At 71.2% G+C, this 21,218-nt stretch carries 18 protein-coding genes; 13 read left to right on the top strand and 5 right to left on the bottom strand.

Going from position 1 to position 21,218, the window contains the following annotated elements:
- Positions 1–43: 43 nt before the first annotated feature.
- Positions 44–979, bottom strand: coding sequence for an AraC family transcriptional regulator (locus ACW9TB_RS29015; protein WP_472751250.1), 936 nt, complete (start codon positions 977–979; stop codon positions 44–46).
- A gap of 99 nt (positions 980–1,078) precedes the next feature.
- Here ACW9TB_RS29015 and ACW9TB_RS29010 point away from each other — a divergent pair, with 99 nt between their 5' ends.
- Positions 1,079–1,984: an NADP-dependent oxidoreductase gene (locus tag ACW9TB_RS29010; RefSeq protein WP_472751322.1), complete on the top strand. Its 906-nt coding sequence runs from the start codon at positions 1,079–1,081 to the stop codon at positions 1,982–1,984.
- Between the two features lie 10 nt (positions 1,985–1,994).
- Positions 1,995–2,405: a DUF6069 family protein gene (locus ACW9TB_RS29005; RefSeq protein ID WP_472751249.1), complete on the top strand. Its 411-nt coding sequence runs from the start codon at positions 1,995–1,997 to the stop codon at positions 2,403–2,405.
- Positions 2,406–2,451: 46 nt separating this feature from the next.
- Here ACW9TB_RS29005 and ACW9TB_RS29000 read toward each other — a convergent pair whose 3' ends face one another.
- Together ACW9TB_RS29000 and ACW9TB_RS28995 are read right to left on the bottom strand one after the other, a co-directional pair.
- Positions 2,452–3,636, bottom strand: a complete 1,185-nt coding sequence (locus ACW9TB_RS29000) for a serine hydrolase domain-containing protein (RefSeq protein ID WP_472751248.1) — start codon at positions 3,634–3,636, stop codon at positions 2,452–2,454.
- 95 nt (positions 3,637–3,731) lie between these two features.
- Positions 3,732–4,109 (bottom strand): hypothetical protein, encoded by a 378-nt coding sequence (locus tag ACW9TB_RS28995; protein WP_472751247.1) that lies wholly within the window; start codon positions 4,107–4,109, stop codon positions 3,732–3,734.
- A gap of 536 nt (positions 4,110–4,645) precedes the next feature.
- On the opposite strand from ACW9TB_RS28995, the gene ACW9TB_RS28990 reads away from it, so the two are divergent.
- The 3 genes from ACW9TB_RS28990 to ACW9TB_RS28980 all read left to right on the top strand — a co-directional run bounded on the left by ACW9TB_RS28990 (position 4,646) and on the right by ACW9TB_RS28980 (position 8,815).
- A complete protein-coding gene (locus tag ACW9TB_RS28990) occupies positions 4,646–7,069 on the top strand; it encodes a lamin tail domain-containing protein (protein WP_472751246.1) in 2,424 nt (807 codons plus the stop codon).
- A gap of 118 nt (positions 7,070–7,187) precedes the next feature.
- Entirely contained in the window at positions 7,188–7,472 is a 285-nt protein-coding gene (locus tag ACW9TB_RS28985; protein ID WP_472751245.1) for a putative quinol monooxygenase, read from the top strand.
- Positions 7,473–7,672: 200 nt separating this feature from the next.
- On the top strand, positions 7,673–8,815 hold the full coding sequence (locus ACW9TB_RS28980) for an HNH endonuclease (RefSeq protein WP_472751244.1): 1,143 nt from the start codon (positions 7,673–7,675) through the stop codon (positions 8,813–8,815).
- Positions 8,816–8,923: 108 nt separating this feature from the next.
- On the opposite strand, the gene ACW9TB_RS28975 is transcribed toward ACW9TB_RS28980, so the two are convergent.
- On the bottom strand, positions 8,924–9,937 hold the full coding sequence (locus ACW9TB_RS28975) for an HNH endonuclease family protein (RefSeq protein ID WP_472751243.1): 1,014 nt from the start codon (positions 9,935–9,937) through the stop codon (positions 8,924–8,926).
- Between the two features lie 138 nt (positions 9,938–10,075).
- Here ACW9TB_RS28975 and ACW9TB_RS28970 point away from each other — a divergent pair, with 138 nt between their 5' ends.
- The 4 genes from ACW9TB_RS28970 to ACW9TB_RS28955 all read left to right on the top strand — a co-directional run bounded on the left by ACW9TB_RS28970 (position 10,076) and on the right by ACW9TB_RS28955 (position 13,410).
- Positions 10,076–10,375 (top strand): nucleoside triphosphate pyrophosphohydrolase, encoded by a 300-nt coding sequence (locus ACW9TB_RS28970; RefSeq protein WP_472751242.1) that lies wholly within the window; start codon positions 10,076–10,078, stop codon positions 10,373–10,375.
- 583 nt (positions 10,376–10,958) lie between these two features.
- Positions 10,959–11,795 (top strand): alpha/beta fold hydrolase, encoded by an 837-nt coding sequence (locus ACW9TB_RS28965; protein ID WP_472751241.1) that lies wholly within the window; start codon positions 10,959–10,961, stop codon positions 11,793–11,795.
- A complete protein-coding gene (locus ACW9TB_RS28960) occupies positions 11,788–12,351 on the top strand; it encodes a TetR/AcrR family transcriptional regulator (protein WP_472751240.1) in 564 nt (187 codons plus the stop codon). Before ACW9TB_RS28965 ends, ACW9TB_RS28960 begins: the two co-directional genes overlap by 8 nt.
- A gap of 87 nt (positions 12,352–12,438) precedes the next feature.
- On the top strand, positions 12,439–13,410 hold the full coding sequence (locus tag ACW9TB_RS28955) for a GNAT family N-acetyltransferase (RefSeq protein WP_472751239.1): 972 nt from the start codon (positions 12,439–12,441) through the stop codon (positions 13,408–13,410).
- 141 nt (positions 13,411–13,551) lie between these two features.
- Here the strand turns inward: ACW9TB_RS28955 and ACW9TB_RS28950 are convergent, their stop codons facing one another.
- Positions 13,552–15,864, bottom strand: coding sequence for a M64 family metallopeptidase (locus ACW9TB_RS28950; RefSeq protein WP_472751238.1), 2,313 nt, complete (start codon positions 15,862–15,864; stop codon positions 13,552–13,554).
- Between the two features lie 260 nt (positions 15,865–16,124).
- On the opposite strand from ACW9TB_RS28950, the gene ACW9TB_RS28945 reads away from it, so the two are divergent.
- The 4 genes from ACW9TB_RS28945 (at position 16,125) to ACW9TB_RS28930 (ending at position 21,061) form a co-directional block, all read left to right on the top strand.
- Positions 16,125–16,613, top strand: a complete 489-nt coding sequence (locus tag ACW9TB_RS28945) for a cupin domain-containing protein (RefSeq protein ID WP_472751237.1) — start codon at positions 16,125–16,127, stop codon at positions 16,611–16,613.
- A gap of 5 nt (positions 16,614–16,618) precedes the next feature.
- A complete protein-coding gene (locus ACW9TB_RS28940; RefSeq protein WP_472751236.1) occupies positions 16,619–17,302 on the top strand; it encodes an ArsR/SmtB family transcription factor in 684 nt (227 codons plus the stop codon).
- 283 nt (positions 17,303–17,585) lie between these two features.
- Positions 17,586–20,177 carry a DUF7824 domain-containing protein gene (locus tag ACW9TB_RS28935; protein ID WP_472751235.1) on the top strand — a complete coding sequence of 864 codons (2,592 nt, stop codon included), beginning with the start codon at positions 17,586–17,588 and terminating at the stop codon, positions 20,175–20,177.
- Entirely contained in the window at positions 20,174–21,061 is an 888-nt protein-coding gene (locus ACW9TB_RS28930; RefSeq protein WP_472751234.1) for a hypothetical protein, read from the top strand. Before ACW9TB_RS28935 ends, ACW9TB_RS28930 begins: the two co-directional genes overlap by 4 nt.
- The last annotated feature ends 157 nt before the right edge of the window (positions 21,062–21,218 follow it).

Genomic DNA, 21,218 nt, shown 5'->3' with positions numbered 1-21,218 from the left:
CCTCCCGGGCCCTGTCCGTCCGTCTCCGAGGTTTTCCAGCACGTCACCCGGCGCGGCGGTATCTGCCGGGGGCGGTGCCGTACCGGCGCTTGAACGCGCTGGCGAAGGCGAACTCCGACGTGTAGCCGACCCTGGTCGCGACGGTGTGCAGCGGGGCGTCGGATTCCCGCAGGAGCCGGGCGGCGGTGGTCATCCGCCACCACGTCAGGTAGGTCAGCGGCGGCTGGCCGAGCAGGGCGGTGAAGCGGCGGGCGAACGGGGCCCGGGACAGCCCCGCCTCGGCGGCGAGCGTCGCGACGGTCCACGGCCGCGCCGGGTCACGGTGCATGGCCTGCAACGCGGCGGTGGTGGCCGGGTCGTTGAGCGCCGCCGCCCAGCCCGTGCTTCCGGGCGCCGGGCGCCGGTCGAGCCAGGCGCGCAGGATGTGCAGCAGCAGCGTGTCGAGCAACGCGGGAACGATGGCGTCCGTACCGAGGCGGGGGTGTTCCACCTCGCTGGCGAGCAGGTCCACGGTGGAACGCAGCTCGGGGTGCCGTCCGAGGTGCGCGGGAAGGTGGATGAGCTCCGGCAGGTCGTTCAGCAGCGGATGGGCGCGGGCCGGATCGAGGTGGTATCCGCCGCAGAGCGTCACGGCGGACGGAGCCCCGGTGCCGGTGGGGACGCCGACGGTGTCGGTGACGAAGAGCTGGAGGAACCGCGGATCCCCCGGGTCGCAGTCGAGCGCGGCCGGTGGCGTCGACGGGCTGTCGGCCAGCGTGTGCCCGCGCCCGTGGGGCCGGAAGATCACGTCCCCGGCGACCAGCTGCACCGGGTCGCCGTCCGGCCCGATGAGCCAGCACGGCCCCTGGAGGATCACCTGCAGCCCCGCGGCCCCGGGTATCGTGCCGAACCGCTGCGCCCACGGGGCGTGCCAGGCCACCCGCGCCGAGCGTGGCTGTCCGGTCCGCATGACCGCGATCATGTCGCTGAGCACGTCCATCCGGCGAGGATATCCCTGGCGAGACGATCGATGATAAACGAGGGATCTCCGAGCATGGCCCGTCTTCCCGCCCGGCCATAGGTTCGATCCGTGAAAGCCATGCGAATCCACCGGTACGGTGACGCGTCCGTCATCCGCCTCGACGACATCCCCAGGCCGGTGCCCGGCCCGGGTGAGGTGCTGATCGACGTCGCCGCGACCTCGTTCAATCCGTCGGACATCGGCCTGCGCCGAGGGCTCCTGCGTTCCGTCTTCCCGCTCGACCTGCCGTACACGCTCGGCGGGGAGGTCGCCGGTACGGTCGCCGAGGTCGGCGGCGGCGTGCGTACCCTCGCCGTCGGCGACCGGGTCGTCGGACGGCTCGACGGCGGCGGCGCCGCGGCCGAGTACGTCGTCGCCGCCGAGGACACCCTCGTCACGGCACCGGCCGCCGTTCCGCTCGCCCACGCCGCCGCCATCCCCATCGCCGGGCTCACCGCGTGGCAGGCGGTGTTCGAGCACGCGGGCGTCACGTCCGGGCAGCGGGTGTTCGTCAACGGCGCGGGCGGCGGCGTCGGAGGCTTCGCCGTCCAGCTCGCCAGGTACGCCGGTGCGCACGTCATCGCCACGGCCGGTCCGCGCAGCGCCGAGACGGTCCTGCGGCTCGGCGCGGACCGGATCGTCGACTACACGACCACGCCCCTCGCCGACGCGCTGGGCGAACCGGTGGACGTGCTCCTCAACCTGGTCGTGACCGACGCCGAGACCCTGACACCGCTGGTCCGGCCGGGCGGCGTCCTCGTGTCCGTCACCGTCCCGGTCACGACCCCCGCCGGTTCCCCGGTGACCGCGACGCACTTCGTGGTCACCAACGACACGGGCCACCTCGCCGCGCTGGTCAAGCTCGTCGACGCCGGTGCCGTCCACCTCGACGTCTCCGCGTCCCGCCCGCTCGCCGACCTGGCCTCGGTACACCGCGACGCCGAGTCCGCCCGTACGCGCGGCAAGATCATTCTTGTTCCCTGAAGGAGTCCTCATGAACACCACGTCCGCCTCCCCGGCGACCACGCGGCCACGCACCGCCGCCCTCGCGGTCGGGGGTGCCGTCCTCGCCACGGTGCTGCTGTGGGCCCTCGCCTGGATCCTGGGCATCGAGCTGCGCGTCGACCCCCGCAACGGCCAGCCACCCGGGGTCATCGACCTTCCGTTCGCCGCCGTCCTCACCCTCGTCGTCTCCCTGCTCGGCTGGGGTACGCGTGCGCTGCTGGACCGGCTGACCCGCAGGGCGCCGGTCATCTGGACGGTGATCGCCGTCCTCGTGCTGGCGGTGTCGTTCCTGCCCCTGTTCGCGGTCGGGGCGACCGGCGGGACCAAGGCTGTTTTGGCACTGGCGCACCTCGCCGTCGGCGCGGTGCTGATCCCGGTCTTCGGCCGCCGAACGACGTGATCGCCGCGATCGCCGCGTCGTTCGCCGGACCCGGTGAGCGGCGGGTCTACCGGGCCCGGGCCCCGATCGCGTCGTGGACCGCGTCCAGGAGCGTGGCGGCTCTCCGGTCCGGCACGCCCTCCTGGATGTGGTTCATGACGTAGCCGAAGGCGAGGCCGTTCGCCGGGTCGGCGAAGCCGAGCGATCCGCCGTAGCCGGGAAACCCGAAGGCGGTCGGGCTGTACCAGAAGGCGTCGGGTGTCGGCAGGCCGAAACCGGTGCCGATCCGGACGGGCACCCGCAGGACGCTGTCGACGCCACTGACCTGTTCCGCGGTCGCCGAGGCCAGCGTGCCGGGCGCGAGGACGCGATGCCCGTCGACCTCGCCGATGAGCGCGGCGTAGAAACGGGCCAGCGCGCGGGCCGTGCAGATGCCGTTGGTCGAGGGCATCTCGGCGGCCTGCTCGGCGGGGTCGTCGTGGTTCAGCATCGGCGTGACGACGGTCATCGCCCGGACGGTCAGCGAGGTGGGATCGGCGTACGCCCTCATCACCTCGCGCGCGGGCTCGGGAAGGGCGTCCAGGTCGATCCGGGCGAGTGCGTCCAGGTCGACCGGGGCGGCGACGATCCGGCTGACCCGGTGCCGCTCGGTCTCCGGCAGCCCGATCCACAGGTCCAGGCCGAGCGGTGCGGCGATCTCCTCGGCGAGGAACGTGCCGAGGCCGCGGCCGGTCACCCGGCGGACGACCTCTCCGACCAGCCAGCCGTAGGTGTGCGCGTGGTAGCCGTGCTCGGTACCCGGCTCCCAGAAGGGGCGCTGGGCGGCCAGGGCGGTCACCATCGGGTCCCAGGCGATCGCCTCCGCCGGGGTGATCGGGTGGTCGATCGCGGGCAGCCCGGCCTGGTGGGTGAGCAGCCAGCGGACCGGGACGCGCTCCTTCCCGTTCGCCGCGAACTCCGGCCAGTACTCGGCGACGGGCGCGTCCAGGTCCAGTTCGCCCCGCTGGGCCAGCAGGTGCGCGCAGGCGGCGGTGACGCCCTTGGTGGCGGAGAACACGACCTGCAGCGTGTCGCGCTCCCAGCGGCGGCCGGTCCCGGGATCGGCGACTCCGCCCCACAGGTCGACGACCTTCCGGCCGTGCAGGTAGACGCCGACCGCGGCGCCCACCTCCTGCTCACCGGCCAGGTTGGCCGCGAACGCCTCTCGTACTCCTTCGAATCCTGGTGCGGTGCTCCCACCGATTTCGGGCATGCGTCATCGCCTTTCGTTTCGTTCGGGGTGTTGTCGCCGGGAGGTGCTGCTGTGGTGTGTCGCCGGGAGGTGCTATGGGTTGACGCCGGAAGGTGTTACCCGCGCCATTTCTCGATGAGCCAGGCGCAGACCTCCGGCTCGGTCATCTCGGGGAACTCCTCGGTGAACGTGACGAGCGCGCGCATCGCCTCGTCCCGGTCCAGGCCGCGTACCGCCGCCGCCCTCAGGTAGTCCTGGCGTGCGGCGGAGGGGCGGCCTCCGCCCGCGCCGCGACCCGGCAGGCCGTCGCGCCACCGCGCGATCTCCTGCAGCCGGTCGGCCCGCCAGCCGGGGGCTCCGTCGACCTCGACGTCGGGTTCGGGGAAGGGGTGGCTCGAATCGCCGGGATAGCGGGAGCGCCACTTGTGCACCGCGTGACGGCTCACCCCCAGCGCCTCGCCGATGCCGAGAACGCCGAGGAAGTGCTCGGTCATGGTGCACCAACTTGTCTGTCCGGCCTCCTCCGTGGGTCCCATTCCTACCACGCCCGAGGCGGGGTCCCGCGTCCACAGGATACGCCGAACATCGTCTCTGGCAGAGACAACATTAGGGCGAGCGCGGAAACATCGTCAACAACAAAGACAAGGTTTTCTCTCGCGGGGCCCCGGGGTGGTCGTGCTGTGACCGTTCCACCCCGGTGCGGGTGAGCCCGAGGTTCGGTGGCGAGCCGGCCGGGGGGCGTCGGCCTCCACAGGCCGCCGGGACGGCTTTTTGGCCTGCCGGAGCGCTTCGGTGCTGGTCAGCCCGTACGCGAGCACCGCGGGCAGGTCGGGAGGGCATTCCTCCGGGGCCGGGTCGCGATGGTGCCTCGCGGAAAGAGTCGATGAACATTTCCGTCGAATAGGCAAATAAACGATAACGCCACTTTTGGAACGATAGTAAGGAGCACCATGCTTCTCCGGAGACCCTATCGATCTACTAGGAGCAAACTCCTGTGGCACCCCCCCGAGTACGTCGGCTGATCACGGCCATGAGTCTGCCGCTGGTGGTCGCGGCGACGATGACAGCACTTCCCAGCACCGCGAACGCCCTCTCGACCGACGTCGTCATCTCCGCCGTGTACGGCGGCGGCGGCAACTCCGGCGCGATTTTCAAGAACGACTACATCGAACTGGCCAACACCACCGGCAGCCCCGTCGACGTCTCGGGCTGGAGTGTCCAGTACGCCTCGGCCGCGGGTGCCGTCTTCCAGCTCACCAGGCTGACCGGCAGCATCCCCGCGAACGGCAAGTACCTCGTCCAGCAGGCCGCGGGCGCCGCCGGCTCCCTCGCGCTGCCCACCCCCGACGACATCGGCACGATCCCCATGTCGGGCACCTCCGGCGTCGTCGCCCTGGTCACGACCCAGATCCCGCTCGTGGGCTGCGGCATCTCCTGCTCGACCGCCCCGAACGTCAAGGACCTGGTCGGTTACGGCGCGACCGCGAACGTCGAGACGCTCGCCGCCCCCGCGCTCACCAACACCACGGCCGTCGCCCGCACCGGAGCGCTGACCGACACCGACAACAACGCCGCCGACTTCGTCTCCGGCGTGCCGAAGGCGACCAACTCCGCGGGTACCACGGTCACCGCGGGCGACCCGGGCGGTCCCGGTGACCCCGGCGACCCGACCCCCGGCACCAGGCGCATCCACGACATCCAGGGCTCGGGCCGGATCTCCCCGATCGTCGGGCAGAACGTCACGAACGTCCCGGGCATCGTCACCGCCGTCCGGGTGACGGGCAACTCGCGCGGCTTCTGGTTCCAGGACCCGTCAGCCGACGCCGACCCCCTGACCAGCGAGGGCCTGTTCGTCTTCACCGGCTCGACGTCGCCGACGGTCGTCATCGGGGACTCCGTCCTGGTCTCCGGCCGCGTCACCGAGTACCGCCCGGCCACCGGCGCGCAGACCCTCACCGAGCTCGGCGGCACGATCAGCACCATCAGGCTCTCCGGCGGCAACGCGCTGCCCGCGGCCGTCCCCGTCGCCTTCCCCGACGCCTTCACCAAGAGCGGCAGCCTGGAGGCCCAGCCCCTGGAGCCGTCCTCGTACGTGCTGGACTGGCTGGAGATCCACGAGGGCATGCGGATCACCGTCGCCCAGGACACCCGCCTGATCAGCCCGGTCAACACGGCGTTCTCCGAGCTGTGGGTGACGCTCAAGCCGGGCCAGAACCCGACCCCGCGCGGCGGTAACATCTACGGCGGCTACGACGCCCTGAGCAGCGGCCGGCTGCTGATCCTCTCGCTGAACGGCGGCGCCCCCGCCGCCAACGTCGGCTCCACGCTGGCCGCCGGAACCACCGGACCGCTCGACTACCAGTCGTTCGGCGGCTACGTCCTGCTGGCCACCCAGCTCGGCACGATCACCGAGGGCGGCCTCAAGCGCCAGAAGGTGCTCCCGCCGAAGAAGCAGGGCGACCTGTCCGTCGTGACGTACAACGTCGAGAACCTCGCCGCCACCAACCCGGCCGCCAAGTTCGCGCGGCTGGCCGAGGCGGTCGTCACGAACCTCGGCAAGCCCGACATCCTCGCCCTTGAGGAGATCCAGGACAACAACGGCGCCACCGACAACGGTGTCGTCGCGGCCAACGAGACCGTCGCGAAGTTCATCGCGGCGATCCAGGCCGCGGGCGGCCCCGCGTACGACTGGCGCTCCGTCAACCCGAACGACGGCACCGACGGCGGCGAGCCGGGCGGCAACATCCGCCAGGTGTTCCTGTTCAACCCCGCGCGCGTGACGTTCGTCGACCGTCCCGGCGGCGACGCGAACACGGCCGTCTCCGTCGTCCGCGAGCGGCCGACCAGCAACCAGGTCTCCCTGTCGGTCTCGCCCGGCCGGATCAACCCGACCAGCGACGCCTGGGCCTCCAGCCGCAAGCCGCTCGTCGGCGAGTTCCTCTACGACGGCAACAAGCAGCTGTTCGTCGTCGCCAACCACTTCAACTCCAAGGGCGGCGACGCCCCGCTGAGCGCGGCCGTGCAGCCTCCCGTCCGGAGCTCCGAGGTCCAGCGCGTCAAGCAGGCCACCGAGGTCCGCGACTTCGTCAAGGACCTCTCCGTCAAGAGCGCCGGCCGTGCCGCCGTCGTCGTCCTGGGCGACATCAACGACTACCAGTTCAGCCCCACGCTCCAGACCCTCACCGAGAACGGCACCCTCCTCAAGACGCTGATCGACACCCTCCCCGCCGACCAGCGCTACAGCTACATCTTCGACGGCAACTCCCAGGTCCTCGACCACATCCTCATCAGCCCGGCCATCAAGGGCTACTCCTACGGCGTCGTCCACATCAACGCCGAGTTCTCCGACCAGGCCAGCGACCACGACCCCCAGATCGTCCGCATCCTCACCGGCTGCAACGTCGACCCCCTCCCCACCCGCTGCCTCCCCGGCAGCCCCGTCGTGGACGAGTAACAACTCCTTGAAAAGCGCCCGTCCCTCTGGGGACGGGCGCTTTTCCCGTTCCACCCTGAGCGCACGGTGGACGAATTCACGCGGCGATTCTGTCGGTGGCGGCCCGTACAGTGACGGCGTGATCATCATCTCCGGTTGGCTCAGCGTCGATCCCGACGCCCGTGACTCCTACCTGCGGGGCTGCGTCAGCGTGGTCGAGCAGGCACGCACCGCGCCCGGCTGCCTCGACTTCGCACTCGGCGCCGACCTCCTCGAAGCCGGTCGGATCAACGTCTACGAGCGCTGGGAGTCCGAGGAAAGCCTCGACGCCTTCCGGACCTCAGGTCCGAGCGACGACCAGACAGCGATGATCCGCGACGCCGAGGTAACCCGCTACCAGATCTCCAGCTCCGGCCCCGCCTGACCAGGCGGGTGACGGCGCGAGCGGGGTGCCGCTTCCCGTGTGGTCAGCCCCTCGCGATTTCCGATCCGGAAGGTTCCGGCCGGCTTTACCGCCTGGTTCGAGGTGGTGCCGACTCTCTACCGGCTGCTATGGGACAGAGGCGTACGAGCCCTTCTGGAATTGGCAGTGATTCACGCGATATCCACATATAAGCTCGCATAGTGGTGCTCTCCGGGCTTCGACGTGAGATGGTGCTCGCCGCCATCGCCGAGTTCGACCAGCTGGGCCGTGACGCCTTTCTCAAGCTTTACGGCTACCGCCCCGCCATCGGCTACTTCCTCGTCCACGACGGCAGGCGGTACGACTCCAAGGCGATCGCCGGGGTCGCCCACCGGGGAGTCGACGGCAGGCCCCTGCGTCCCGGCGAGTTCTCCGGTGGGAACGCCACCGTCGCCCGGGTGCTCGGAGATCTGGGCTTCGAGGTGACGAAACCGGGGCAGACTGCCGAAGTGTCCTCTGTCGAAGAGCTCCTGCGGAAGGTCGAGTCGCTCAAGCCCGCCGTGTCTCCCGCGACCGGCGCGCAGAAACGGCACCAGCCGTTGACCCTGCTCTGGGCGATCGGCCGCGCGGCCCGGGGCAAACCGCGTCTTCGGCGGTGGGAGAGCACCTACCGCGAGCTCGGACGGCTCATCGAGGAGTTCGGTCTTGAGGAGGACCGGCCCAACCCGGAGTTCCCCGTGCTGTGGCTCCACCATCACGGCCTCTGGGACCTGCCCGGTCACGCCGACGTGCCGGCCGCCAGTGGCCGTCCCGCGCAGCAGTGGATGAGGGAGCACGAGCCGGACAGCGGCCTGCGGCCGTGGGCGTACGAGATCGTCACCGACCACGAGGACGTCCGGGCCCGGATCGTCGTGAGGCTGCTCGGCACGTACTTCCACGGCGTCGACCACAACAGGCTTCTCACCAGGGTCGGGCTGGACGCGATGTCCCCTCCGACCAGTCGTCGCGAGGCCGTCGTGGAGCGCGTCATCCGCGACTCCCTGCTCGCCGACCAGATCAAGCGCGCGTACGACTTCCACTGCCAGATCTGCGGCGACCGTCTCGCCCTTCGCCAGGGCTTCTACGCCGAGGGGGCCCACATCCGCCCGCTCGGGAAGCCGCACAACGGCCCCGACGAGCCCGGCAACCTGCTCTGTCTCTGCCCCAACCACCATGTCCTGTTCGACCGGGGGATGATCACCATCCAGGCCGACCTCACGACGACGGACACGGCGTCCGGCGCCTCACTCGGCCGTCTCCGGGTCACCGAGAACCACGAGATCAGCCAGGACCACCTGGAGTACCACCGGACGTTCATCGTCTAGGGGAGTCACCGGATCCCGTGACACGTTCCGCGCCCTCGCTGCCCGGTACGGAGGAGGGCCCGCCGATCACCCCGCCGGGCGTTCGCCGTGTCGGCATGACCGGGCGCGTCACAGGAGGTCGCGTACGTGCCGGACGAACGCGAACCACTCACCTGGCCGGGTGCCGCTGTGCCTGTTGCGCTTCAGGGTCAGTTCCAGGGTCCGCCTGAGGGGGACCCTGGAGTGCATGATGGCCTCGTTTCGTCGCGCCAGTCCGGTCATCTCCTCCGGGGTGGGTGGCCGGTTGCTCTTCTGGCCGTTGCATCCCGCGTGCGCGGGAGCCAGGTTCCAGATCGCGTCCAGGTCGAGTGCCGTCCCCCTGCCGCCGGAGGGAAGGAGCCTCCCGAACGAGAGAGGGAACACGTGGTCGACGGCGATGCTGTCGACGCCCAGGATGATGGGTTCCGCGCAGGTCAGGCAGAGTCCCTGCTGGAAGCCGATGACAGCGTCCGTGACGCCCGTGACCGATCGGCGGCGCTGTTTGTCGGTGATCCGCATGGTGGTCATGTCCACGACGACACCCTCGTCGATCAGGCTCTGGCCGATCCCGACGGCGAAGGACGTCTCCACGATGTTCCAGCGGGCCGACAGCTCGCCGCGCAGGGTCGCGGCCTGCTCCGACCGGGCGATGTCGCGGAGCTCCCCGCTCAGCCGGACGACCTGTTCGTGGGAGCGGCCCGTCACCTCGTAGAAGCGGTGCGGCACCTCCACTCCTCCGCTGGGCAGGTTGTGGAACTTCCGCATCACCATCCCGGTCATGGACGGCATGGCCGCCGCCAGGAGTTCTTCGGTGGGGTGTCCGAGCCTGAGTGACTCCGGGGCCTCTCGCTCGGCCACCGAGAGGAAGTCCGTCCCTCCCCGCTCGCTCCTCCGGGATGCCTGCGGTGCCTGGCCGAGGTGTCGTACCAGCTCCATCGCGTACGGCACCGCCAGGTCCCGGAGCGGGATCTCCGGCCGGTCCTCGGCGGCGGCGTCCAGGAGCGCGGTGCCGAGGGCGAACTTGTAGGTACGGGTGTTCGCCCCTATCAGCACGGCCATCCGCCACGAGGACCGTGGGCTTCGCTCCCAGTGAGGGAAATCCATACGTTGCCACCTTGGTGAGTATTTGCCGAAATACAGGCTATTTTCACCGCTCGTGTCGGGGAGCGCGTACGGCGGAGGGGGCCGGTAGTCTCTGGGGCCTCCGAAGGAAGCTGCGCGGGTGGGAAGGAGCGGTCTGACGTGGGGAAACTTGTGCGGGACAGGATTCCGGAGATCATTCGGGAAGGGGGCGGGGAGCCGGTGGTGACCGTGCTCGGGGACAGCGACTATCGCGAGGCGCTGCTGGAGAAGCTGTTCGAGGAGGCGGCGGAGTTGCGTGAGGCTCCGGCGGCCGAGGTGGGGGAGGAGATCGCCGACGTGCTCGAAGTGTTGCGGGCCGTCGCGCATGTCCACGGGTACGAGTGGTGGGACGTCGAGAAGATCGCGGAGGTCAAGCGCGCCGAGCGGGGGGCGTTCCTCGAACGGTTCCATCTCGGGTGAGTGTGGGCACCGCGCGCTGATCCTCGGACTCCGGCGAATGCGGGTGCCGTGGCGCTTTTCTCGACAGGGGAAGAGGACGCCGGTTCGAAATCCCGGTCCCTGGGAGGATGACGCGCGGACTCCGAGACCGTCCGGACGGTCCTGCGGGCGCTTGGCGAGGCCAGACGGCTCCCGCTGGACGATCCGGCCGTCGTGCGGCCCGCGCCGACCTGTCGGGGCGGCGGGCGCTGGTCACCGGGGGCGGACGAGGATAGGTCACCGGCTCGCGCTGACGATGCTCCGCGACGACGCCCATGTCACGGTGACCACCCGGTTTCCGGCCGACGCGGTCAGAAGGTTCGCGGAGGCCGGTGACTGGGGCGGGCGCCTGGAGGTCGTGGGGATCGACCTGTGCGTCCCTCAACGGGTCATCGCGCTCGGTGACAGGTTCCCGGCGGCGGGGGATCCCCGACTGCGTTGTCTCTGCTCTGTGCTTTGGGTGCTTTGTCATCCTTTTGGGCCGGGCCGGGGGTCTTGGCGTTGACAGGTTTGGCTAATGAAGTTAGCTTTTAGCTAAAGCTGTTAGCCAAATCTGGAGGGTGTCATGACCGAGTACCTCGCCGTCGACGGTGGCACGATCGCTTACGAGGTGGCGGGGGCCGGCCCGCTGGTCGTTCTCGCGCACGGCATGGGCGACAGCCGCGCCGCGTACCACGCGGTGATCCCGTCGCTGGTGGCGGCGGGCTACCGGGTCGCCGCGGTCGACCTGCGCGGCTGCGGGGAGTCCAGCGTCGGCTGGCCGGACTGGAGCCGTACCGCCATCGCCGGAGACCTGCTCGCCGTGATCCGCCACCTGGGCGGCCCGGCCGTGCTCGTCGGCCACTCGATCTCCGGCGGCGCCGCCACCATCGCCGCGGCTCAGGAACCTTCGCTGGTCACCGCCGTCGTCGAGCTGGCGCCGTTCACCCGCAAGCAGTCGATCCGCCTCGGCGACCTGCGGGTGAAGCGCTTCAGACAGGGCATGCTGCGGCTGCTCGGCGCGGGCGTGTTGGGCAGCGTGCCACTCTGGCGCTCGTACCTCGACGTGGCCTACCCCGGTGTGAAACCGGCCGGATGGGCCGGGCGGCTCGGCCGCGTCGACACCCTGATGCGCGAGCCGGGCCGGATGAAGGCCCTGCAGGGCATGGGCCGCAGCGCCCCGGTCGACGCCGGTGCGCGGCTCGGCGACGTCCGCTGCCCGGTCCTGGTCGTGATGGGCACGCTCGACCCCGACTGGGCCGACCCGCACGCCGAGGGTTCGGCGATCGTCGACGCCCTGCCGTCCGGCCTCGGCCGCCTTGAGATGATCGAGGGCGCCGGGCACTACCCGCACGACCAGTACCCTGACCAGGTGATCGCGCTCATGCTCGACTTCCTCCGGCCGGACGCCGCTCGTGCCTAGGGCGGGACTGGGCCCGGCGGCCGTGGTCGCGGCCGGGGCCGCCCTCGCCGACGAGGTGGGCCTCGCCAACCTGACGATGGGCATGCTCGCCGAGCGGCTGGGCGTGCGCACCCCGTCCCTGTACAAGCACGTGGACGGCCAGGAAGACCTCACCCGGCGCATCGCGGTCCTGGCGCTGGGCGAGGCCGCCGACGCCATGGGCGGCGCGATCCAGGGATACGCCGGCCGCGACGCCCTGGCCGCCGCGGTGCGCGCCTTCCGTACCTTCGTTCTGGAGCACCCCGGCCGGTACGCCGCGACGATCGGCGTGGAGCCGTCCGGCCCGGACGATCCGCTGGCCGTGGAGGGCGAGCGGGCGATAGGCGCGTTCGCGGCGGTCCTGCGCGGCTACGAGGTCGGGGAGGCCGACGTGGACCACGTCCTGCGCATGCTCCGCAGCCTCTGCCACGGCTTCGCCACGTTGCAGGCGGGCAACGGCTTCCAGTGGAGCGCCGACATCGACGAGAGCTTCGAGTGGCTGATCGCCTTTGTGGACCGGGGCCTGCGCGCCATTTGAGAGCGCCGCACCTGAGAGGTTGCCGTCGTCGGCCGGGTGCGGAAAATCGGTCGCCAGGTGAGTGGCCTGCTCCTACGCTCGGTAGCCATGAGCTTCGAGTGGGTTCCGCTGACCAAGGACGACGTCGGGGCGTGGGCGGAGCTGCTGGCGGCGATCGACGAGGTAGATCAGGTCGGGGGGCTGGAGACTACGGAGGCCCTCGCCGAGGATCTCGCCAACCCGCTGCTCGATCCCGTCGAGGGCACGCTGGGGGTGTGGGAGTCCGGACGGCTGGTCGCGTACGGGATGACGATGAGCCGGGCCGCGGCCGAGCCGGTCCATCGGATGAGCCTGTGGGGCGGGGTGCATCCGGCGTACCGGCGCAGGGGGCTGGGGGGCCGCCTGCTGGGGTGGGCGATCGGCAACGCCCCGGTGCTGCACGAGCGCCGCTTTCCCGGGCAGCCGCTCGAACTCCACGTCGAGGTGGACAGCCGCAACGAGGGGTTGCTGGCGCTGGTCATCGGGGCGGAGATGAGGCCGGTCCGGTGGTTCTACGGGATGAGCCTCGACCTGGGCGGCGAGCTGCCGAAGGTCTCGCCACCGGAGGGGCTGGAGATTGTCACCTACCGGGACGATCTGGAGGATGCCGTCCGGGAGGTGCGTAACCGCTCGTTCGTCGACCACTGGGGGAGTGTCCAGCACACCCCGGAGTCCTGGCGGAGCAACATCGTGGGGGTGCGGGCGTTCCGGCCGGAGGGGTCCTTCGTCGCGCTGGACGCGTCGGGGGAGTGCGCGGGCGTCCTGCTCACCCACTATTTCGAGGCCGACACCGAGGCGACCGGGGTCCGCGAGGCGTGGATCCAGATCATCGGCACCCCGCGCGAGTGGCGCGGGCGCGGGGTGGCGAGCGCGCTGCTCGCGCACGCGCTGGGCGAGTTCCGCGCGCAGGGGTACGACACGGCGGGGCTGGGCGTGGACGCGGACAATCCGACCGGGGCCCTCGGCATCTACACCCGCGCCGGGTTCGAGATCGTCCGCCGTACGGCCGACCATGGGCTCTCGCTGGTTCCCGCGGAATGACCTGACACATCCCCGCGGTGGATGACGGCCGCCGCCGAGGAGCGTCCCGGCGGGAACGATATCCGAGCCAAGGTGCTCCGCGTGGGAAGCTCGACCGCCGGACGGGACGCCCCCGGGAGGGGCGTCCCGTCGTCATGTGTGTCAGTGGTGGTGCTGGTCCCGGCCCTTCTCGGGGACGTCGCTGGAGATGACGGCCTCGTAGGACCTGTCCCTGGCCTTGGGGCGCGGGTCGTCGACGAGACCGGCGCACTGGCCGCTGCCGGTGATCCGGTTGGGCACCCCGGCGTTGGACGGGGCGGGCGTGTTGCCGGTGCAGGAGAGCGCGCCGCGGACCGTGCTGCCCGTCATCACCAGGGCGTCGACGGTGGCGTTGCCGGTCAGCACCGCCGCGCCCCTGAGGTCGGAGCCCGCGACGACCAGCTGGCGGGTGGTGCCGGAGACGACGACCGCGCCGTTGACCTGGGTCCTGAGCAGGTGCACCTCGGCGGCGGCGGACGAGGTGATCGCTCCGTTCACGCTGCCGCCGTTCACCACCAGGGAGGCGCCGGAGCCGACGGTCACCCCGCCGTTGATCCGGGCGCCGTTCAGGCAGGTGACGCCGGAACGGACTGCGATCGTCCCGTTCCTCGTACCGGTGATCGTGGTGGTGCAGGCGGGCGGCGCCGCGAGGGTGGTGACCGTGAAGTTCCCGGCCGCGCCGTGGTTGCCGCTGGGGTCGATCGAGCGGTACTCGACGGTGTGCCTGCCCCGGGACAGTTTGCCGAACGTGAGGCTGTCGATGACGGTGCCGCTCTCGCTGAACGTCCACGGCAGGTCGGCGGAGGTCGGCCAGCCGAAGTAGTTGAACCAGCCGTCGCCGTCCACCCGGGACTCGTGTACGACGTACCCGTCCTGGTCGTCGCCGCCGGTGAGCCTCATGGTGAAGGGGCCGTTGTAGACGTGGGCGTCACCGGAGGCGACCAGCGGCTCGGAGAGCTCGTAACCGGTCGTGGGCAGCGTGTTGTCGACGGTCCAGGACCGGGTGTCGCCGCCGGAGGTGGCGGTGAGGGTGTGGTTGCCGGGGGCGAGCGTGAGCCCTCCCAGGTCCAGGTCCCCGTCACCGTCGTCGAGCCGCTTGCCGTCCAGCGTCCAGGTGACGGCGGGGACGCCGTCGCCGGGGTGGGTGGTCTCGACGTAGACGACCTCGTCGCGGCCGACGGCCTGGTCGGTGGGCGTGGAGGAGAGCAGGCCCGCGTCGACCGGGGCGGGGGCGGTGGTCACGGCCGTGTCCACCGTCCAGGTGCGGGTCGCGGTGAGGGCGCCGGAGCGGATGGCGGGATCCCGCACGAAGTCACCCGGGTCGACGACGGTCGCCTTCACCGTGTGCGTGCCGGTCGGCAGGTCCAGCGTACGGAGGTCGAGCGCGGTGCGGTCGCCGGGGAGGTCGGTGCCGTCGACGCTCCAGGTGGTGGTCAGCGAGTGGCTGTTGGGGTGCAGCGGCTCCACCCAGAGCACCCGGTCGGCGCCGACCGGTGACGCGGCGGGCGTGCCGTCCTGGATGAGACCGACCTTGGCGGAGATCTTCTGGGTCATCACCTCACGGCTGACCTGGTCGTAGTAGTAGCCCAGTGTTCGCATGATCGAGTGCTCGCTGGGCCGCCAGACTCCCCTGCCGAAGTACAGGCCGCCCTCGTAACGGCCGATGACGCCGCCCGCCTCGCTCGGCTCGCCCAGCCAGCGCCACCACTTCTTCCGCTGGTCTTTGATCTGCTGCTCGGTCAGCAGGGTGTGGTGTACGGAGGTGGGTTCGCCTCCCGTGTAGGTGCCGCCCTCCACACCGCGTGTGTAGTAGGTGTACTCGTCCTGCAGCCCGCCCAGCGAGTGGCCGATCTCGTGCGGCGCGATGAGGGCCGACATCGAGTTGTGGCCCGAGGAGGTGGCGTAGGCGCCACCCGCCCCGCCGTAGGTCCCGCTGTTGCCCAGGGCGAGGATCTGCCGGTTGGCGCCGCTGGTCCCGGTCACCAGGTTGGCGTACGAGTTGGCCGCCGAGTTGCTCATGGTGATCAGCCGCTGGACGCTGGCGGGGTTGCAGCCGCCCCAGAAGGCCATGCCCAGCGGGGTGTTCTTCCTCCCGGAGGCGAGGTCGGGGTCACAGCCGATGCCGGACTCGCCGGAGACGATGTCCACCCGGTAGACGTTGAAGTAGTTGCGGTAGGACTTGTACGGCTCGATGGACCACATCACGTTGAGCTGCTGGTCGGTGTCGGCGGCGAACGCGGACTGCTCGCCCTCGGTGTAGCCGTCGCCCATGATGATCAGATTGAACCGTTTGTCCGGGGCTCCGGTGACCTGGAGCGGCACCACGGTGGCACTGCCAGCGGCTACGTCGGCGCTGGCGGGTGCCGTGGGAACGGTGAGCAGGGCGGCGGTCAGCGAGACGGCCGCCAGGGCGGTGAGCGGCCTGGTGATACGCATAGCGGGGGGAACCTCCACGGGCCAGTCAAGATCTCCCTGCACTATCGTGCGTCGCCGCTTCGGACGTCCATCCCAAATAGCGATAAATCTGGACTTATGGGCTTAAGGGGCGAGAGTCGCCTGGGGCCGGGGTGAATCCCGGGCGATCCCACGGGAACGTGCCGGAACCCGTGGAGACGCCCGGTGGGCGAGGGTTCCATCTCACTGTCGCCATGTTCTATAGTTCTTTGGAATGCTGGTTCAAAGGGATGGAGAACGAGATGTCGTACCCGGAGGCTCGTTACCTGGGCGAGGCGGGCGAGAGCGGCGGGATCTTCCGCCCGGCGAGCGCGGGGCCGGACCTGATGATCGGCGGCACGGCGGTGCACCACCTGGGCACCGGCGCCTCGACGGACGGGCAGTTCGGCCTGTACCGCTGGGACATGGGCCGGAAACCGTCCGGCCCGTCGCCCCACTTCCACCGGACGATCTCCGAGTCCTTCTTCGTCCTGTCCGGGACGGTCCGGCTGTACGACGGGAAGGGCTGGACCGACGCGACGGCGGGAGACTTCCTGTACGTCCCGGCGGGCGGGATACACAGCTTCCGCAACGAGTCCGGCGAACCGGCCTCGATGCTCCTGCTCTTCGCGCCCGGAGCACCGCGCGAGGCGTACTTCGGGGAACTCGCCGAGATCGCGGCCGAGGGGCGCCGGCTCAGCGACGAGGAGTGGACGGACCTCTATCTTCGCCACGACCAGTACATGGTCTGACGGTCATGGCGGAGTTTCGCGAGGAACCGATCTACCGGCAGCTGGCGCGGATCGGGAAGACACTGGCCAGTCCCGTACGGCTCAGGCTGCTCGACGTGCTCGACCAGGGGGAACGCACCGTCGAGCAGCTGTCCGACGAGGCGGACATCCCGCTGAAGAACACCTCGGCCCAGCTGCAACAGCTCCGCGCCGCCCACCTGGTGACGAGCCGCAGGGACGGTACGCGGGTCTACTACCGGCTCGCCGACGAGCGGGTCTCGCGGTTCCTGGGCGAGCTGCAGGACTTCGCCGGGGAAAGGCTCGCCGACCTGCGGGAGGCGGTGTCCGAACACCTCGGCGACCCCTCGGTGCTGGAGCCGGTGACCGCCGGTGAGCTCGCCGCGCGTCTCGCCGACCCCGGTTCGGGCATCGTGATCGTCGACGTCCGCTCCGCGGCCGACCACGCCCGCGGCCACGTGCCGGGGGCGGTCTCGGTGCCCCTGGCCGAGCTGCGCGACCGTCTCGACGAGCTTCCCAGGGACGCCGAGATCGTGGCCTACTGCGGCGGCCCCTACTGCGCGGTCTCCCCGGAGGCCGTGCGGCTGTTGCGCGAGCGGGGTTTCCACGCCCGCCCGCTGGACGGCGGACTCGCCCGCTGGCGGCGTACGGGCAACCGGACGCAGGTCGGCTCCACCTCCTTGGGCCTGTGACGGGTCGTCCGCCGCGGCGTGACGGGGCCGAGGAGTTGTGACAGGCCCCGTAGTGCCGTGCCGTGGCGGGGCCGTGGTCCTGTGGCGGGCGTGGTGCCGTGCGGGGTCGTGGTCCTGTGACAGGGGCTTGGTTTCGCGACGGGACCGCCGCTGAATTGTCGGAGTGGATCACTACTGTTCGCGGCATGTCCACTCCCCACCAGCACGCTGCCCCGCCGGCCGGGACGAAGGTCCCGTCGCTCGGCGAACTCCCCAGGACGGCCCGCCGAGAAGAGGCCGCCGCATGACCGTCTGGGAGAGGATCCGCGAACCCATCGACCGCCGGGACGCCGGTTCCGTCGCGGCCCGCGTCGTCCTGCTGAGCGAGGCGGCGCGCAAGGAGGTCGCCGCCCTCCTTCCGGAATACCTGAAGACGCTGCGCGGCCGGCGCGAGTCCTGGGAGGGGCTCGACGACTACGCCGAGGCGCTCCGCGCCGCCGGGGCCGGGGTCCTGCCCGGGGCGGCCGCCGTGGCGACCTGGCTGAACCGCCGGGACTTCAACTCCCGCTGGAGCCCGCCGTACGGAGACACCAGGCGGATCATGACGATTCTCGCGACCCGGCCGGCGGAGTGGCGGGCCGACCTGGCGAGGCGGCTCGTGCTGCGGCTCCGTACGGGGGAGGACCGTGGCCTGGAGCTGGCCCTCGCCCTGCTCCGCGAGACCGGGATCGAGGTGCCCGCCCACGATCCGGTGGTCGTCGGATGGGTGAGCACCGTCGGCGCCCTGCCCGCTCCGCACAAGGACGCGCTCTTCGACGCCATGCTTCCCCGCCTCTTCGAGGCCCAGGGAGTGGGGCGGGCCCTGCAGTGGCAGAGCGACCCGAAGTACCTGTTGCTGGGCTCCCTGCGCGGCCTGGCCGCCCGCGACGGGACAAAACGGCAGGAGCTGCTCCAGGGGTGCGTCAGGAGGTTCCTGCTGGGGGGTTCGGTGACGGAGCTGCGGTTCTTCGTCCGCCTGCACGAGGCCCTGGACCCCGCGCCGCACGAGATCGAGCCGCAGGCCCGTGACTACCTGCGGCTGCTGCCCTCGGCCCCGGGACCGGTCGCCGAGCTGGCGCTGCGGCACCTGCGCGGGCTCGACGGGCTCGACCCCCTCGACCTGCTGGAGGGGTGGGAGTCGGTGCTCTTCCGGCCCGAGCGCAAGCTCGTCCGTGCCGGGCTCACCTGGCTGGACCAGCGGGTACGGCTCTCGCCCGGCCTGGCGGCCTCGATCGCGGGACCGCTGGCACCGGTGCTCGCCGCCGACTCCGCCGAACTGCAGGAGAAGGCGCTGACCGTCGCGATCAAGTACGCGGGCCTGATGGACGACGAGGGCCGTACCGTCATCCGTGACGCGCTCGGCGCGCTCCCGCCCGACCTCGGACGGCGTGCCTTCGCGGTCTTCGGCGGCGAGGAGCCCGCGGAGACCGAGCCGGGGGACGGGTTCGCTCCGCCCGCGCTCCCGCGGCCCGAGACCCCGGGGCGGATGCCCGGGCCGATCGACTCCGTGGCGGAGATGGTGTCCCTGCTGAACGACCCCGACAACTGGCAGGAGTGGGAGCGGCTGCTGGCCGGTTTCGTCATCCTCGTGCATCGCGACCGGGAGGGCACGGCCGCCGCGTTCAAGCCCATCCTGCCCAGCAGGTACGAGCGCCTGTACGAAGGTGAGTACCGGGGCCGGGGCGATCGCTGGGACCGGGTCGACCACTGGCTGATCGGCGCCGCGTGCTCCCTCACCGGCATCGCGCCGGAGCGCGGCTCCTGGAAGAGCAGGCTTCCCGGCGTCCACCGTCTCTGCCCCCCGCACCTCCTCCTGCTGCACCGGGTGGCCGAGATCCAGATGGCCGTGGAGCAGGACCTCGTCCCGCCCCTGCTGCTGGCCACCCCCACCCTCACGACCGGGCACGTGGAGGCGGCCGAGCTGGTGACGAGGCTGGAGACCATCGAGGCCGCCGGGGCGAAGCCCCTCGCCGCGGACCTGCAGCAGGCACTCCTGCGGTTGCCGAGAGAGCGGGATCGGGAGGCGGCCGAACGCGCCGGCCGGTTCTCCTCGAAGGCGGGTCGCCTGGTCGCCCGATGGCTGGCCGGGGACCGGCTCGCGGAGCCGGTGGTGGAGCTGGGCTGGTCCCACCCGAGGCGCGGGCACGACGACGGCGAGTGGAACCACTCCACGGAGGTGAGGCCCGTCCCGGTGCTGCGCGCGGTGGCCACCGGGCTGCCCCTTGTCGACCAGATGTTCACCGAATCCCCGCGGCCTGGCGACGGAATCCAGCCGAGCTGGTGGCCGTCGATGTTCCCGTCCCACCGCGAGGTGGCCGCCGCCTACCTGTCACGTCGGCTCCCGCACGAGCAGTGGCACTACCTGGCGGTACGGTCGAGCCATCTGCGTGAGCTCTCCCGGCTCGACGGGCCGCCGGGAGCCGCCGTGGCGCTCGTCCTCGCCTGCCTGCTGGGAAACCCGGACACGCCGGAGGCCGTCGACATCCTGCTGACGATGGCGGGGCGCGGCGACCTGCCCGCCGCCGAACTCGGCAGGCAGGCGGTGGAGCTGGTCGAGTACGAGCAGATCAAGCTCGTCCACCTGACGGCGGCTCTGGAGTCGGCCTCCCGCCAGGGTGCCCACGAGGAGGTGTGGACGGCGGTCGCCTCGGCGTTGCCGTCGCTCGTGCCCCGGGCCGGTGGCCGGCCGCGCCATGGGCTGACCGGGTTCGTGGAGCTGGCCGCCACCACGGCGGCGTGGTGCCGCGCCCGCGGGGCGATTCCCGAGATCGAGGCCATGGCGGCGCGCAAGGGATCGAGCGGCCTGCTCCGTGAGGCGCGTCGCCTGCACGGGCTGTTGACGGCGAAGGAAGGATGACCATGCGCTCGAAGTACGACGAGGAGCGCCGCCTCCGGCTGGCGATCGGCGACCTGGTCCGTGCCGCCGCGCCTCCCGGCTGGAGCGACGCCACGGTCCGCTGCGCCCAGGTCGGAGGATTCACCCGCGTCGTCGTGGACCGCGACGGGGTGGAGGTCGGCGTGCAGGGGCTGGAGGAGCGGGTCCGGCGGCTTCGCGAACTGGCCTGTCGCGACGGCGAGGGCACGTGGTTCTCCTGCGAGCTGCGCTTCACGCCGGGGAGCAGGTCGTACCGGGGACGGGTGGACGCCGACGAGTTTCCCTTTCCTGACGGTACGGACATCCCTGACATCGCCTCGCTGGAGGAACTGGCGGTGTTTCCCCGCGACACGGCCCCCGGCTGGCTGCTGGACGCCCTCCCGACGGCGCTCCCGGTGGGGAGGATCCGCGATCCCGAGGCCCCCCGGCACCACTTCGGCGAGCCGCCGGATCCCGAGCCGGTCGTCTCCGGGGAGCTGGCCTACGCGCCGGTCGGGCACCTGGCCGTTCACAGACTCGGGCTCGGCGAAAGGGGCGCGGAACCCCTCGTCCTCCTGTACGAGGAGGCCGGTGGCGGTGGCGACCACCTCCTCTTCGCCGCCGCGAAAGAGGGCGGGAAGCAGCTCTACTGGGTGGCCCGCGGAGGCATGCGGGGCACCGGGAGCGGCATCACCGCCTGCGTGCTCGACGATCGGCGCCTCGTCCTGCACCTCACCGCGAAGGCGGCGGACGACATGGAGACCGAGACCGTCCTGACCGTCGACCTGAACCTGACGCCGGTCGAGATGGAGCAGCTGCGGACCGTTCTCAGCCGGGTCTTCCGAGGTGGGGCGTCCGATCGGATGCCCACGCTCACCGGATTCTGACGCGCGGGCCGGGCGGGGAGCCGGTCGCGACCGGCGGAAGGAACGGGCCGAGCGAGGCGCCCTCGGACGCGTCCGCCGCTTACCGTCCTCGGACGTGTCTACCGTCCGCTGCTTACCGCCCTTGAACGTGTCACAGCCCGCTGCCTGCCGGGACGCG

It is taken from the genome of Streptosporangium sp. H13245, from assembly GCF_055690525.1.
This window is presented reverse-complemented; position numbering and strand designations above follow the sequence as displayed.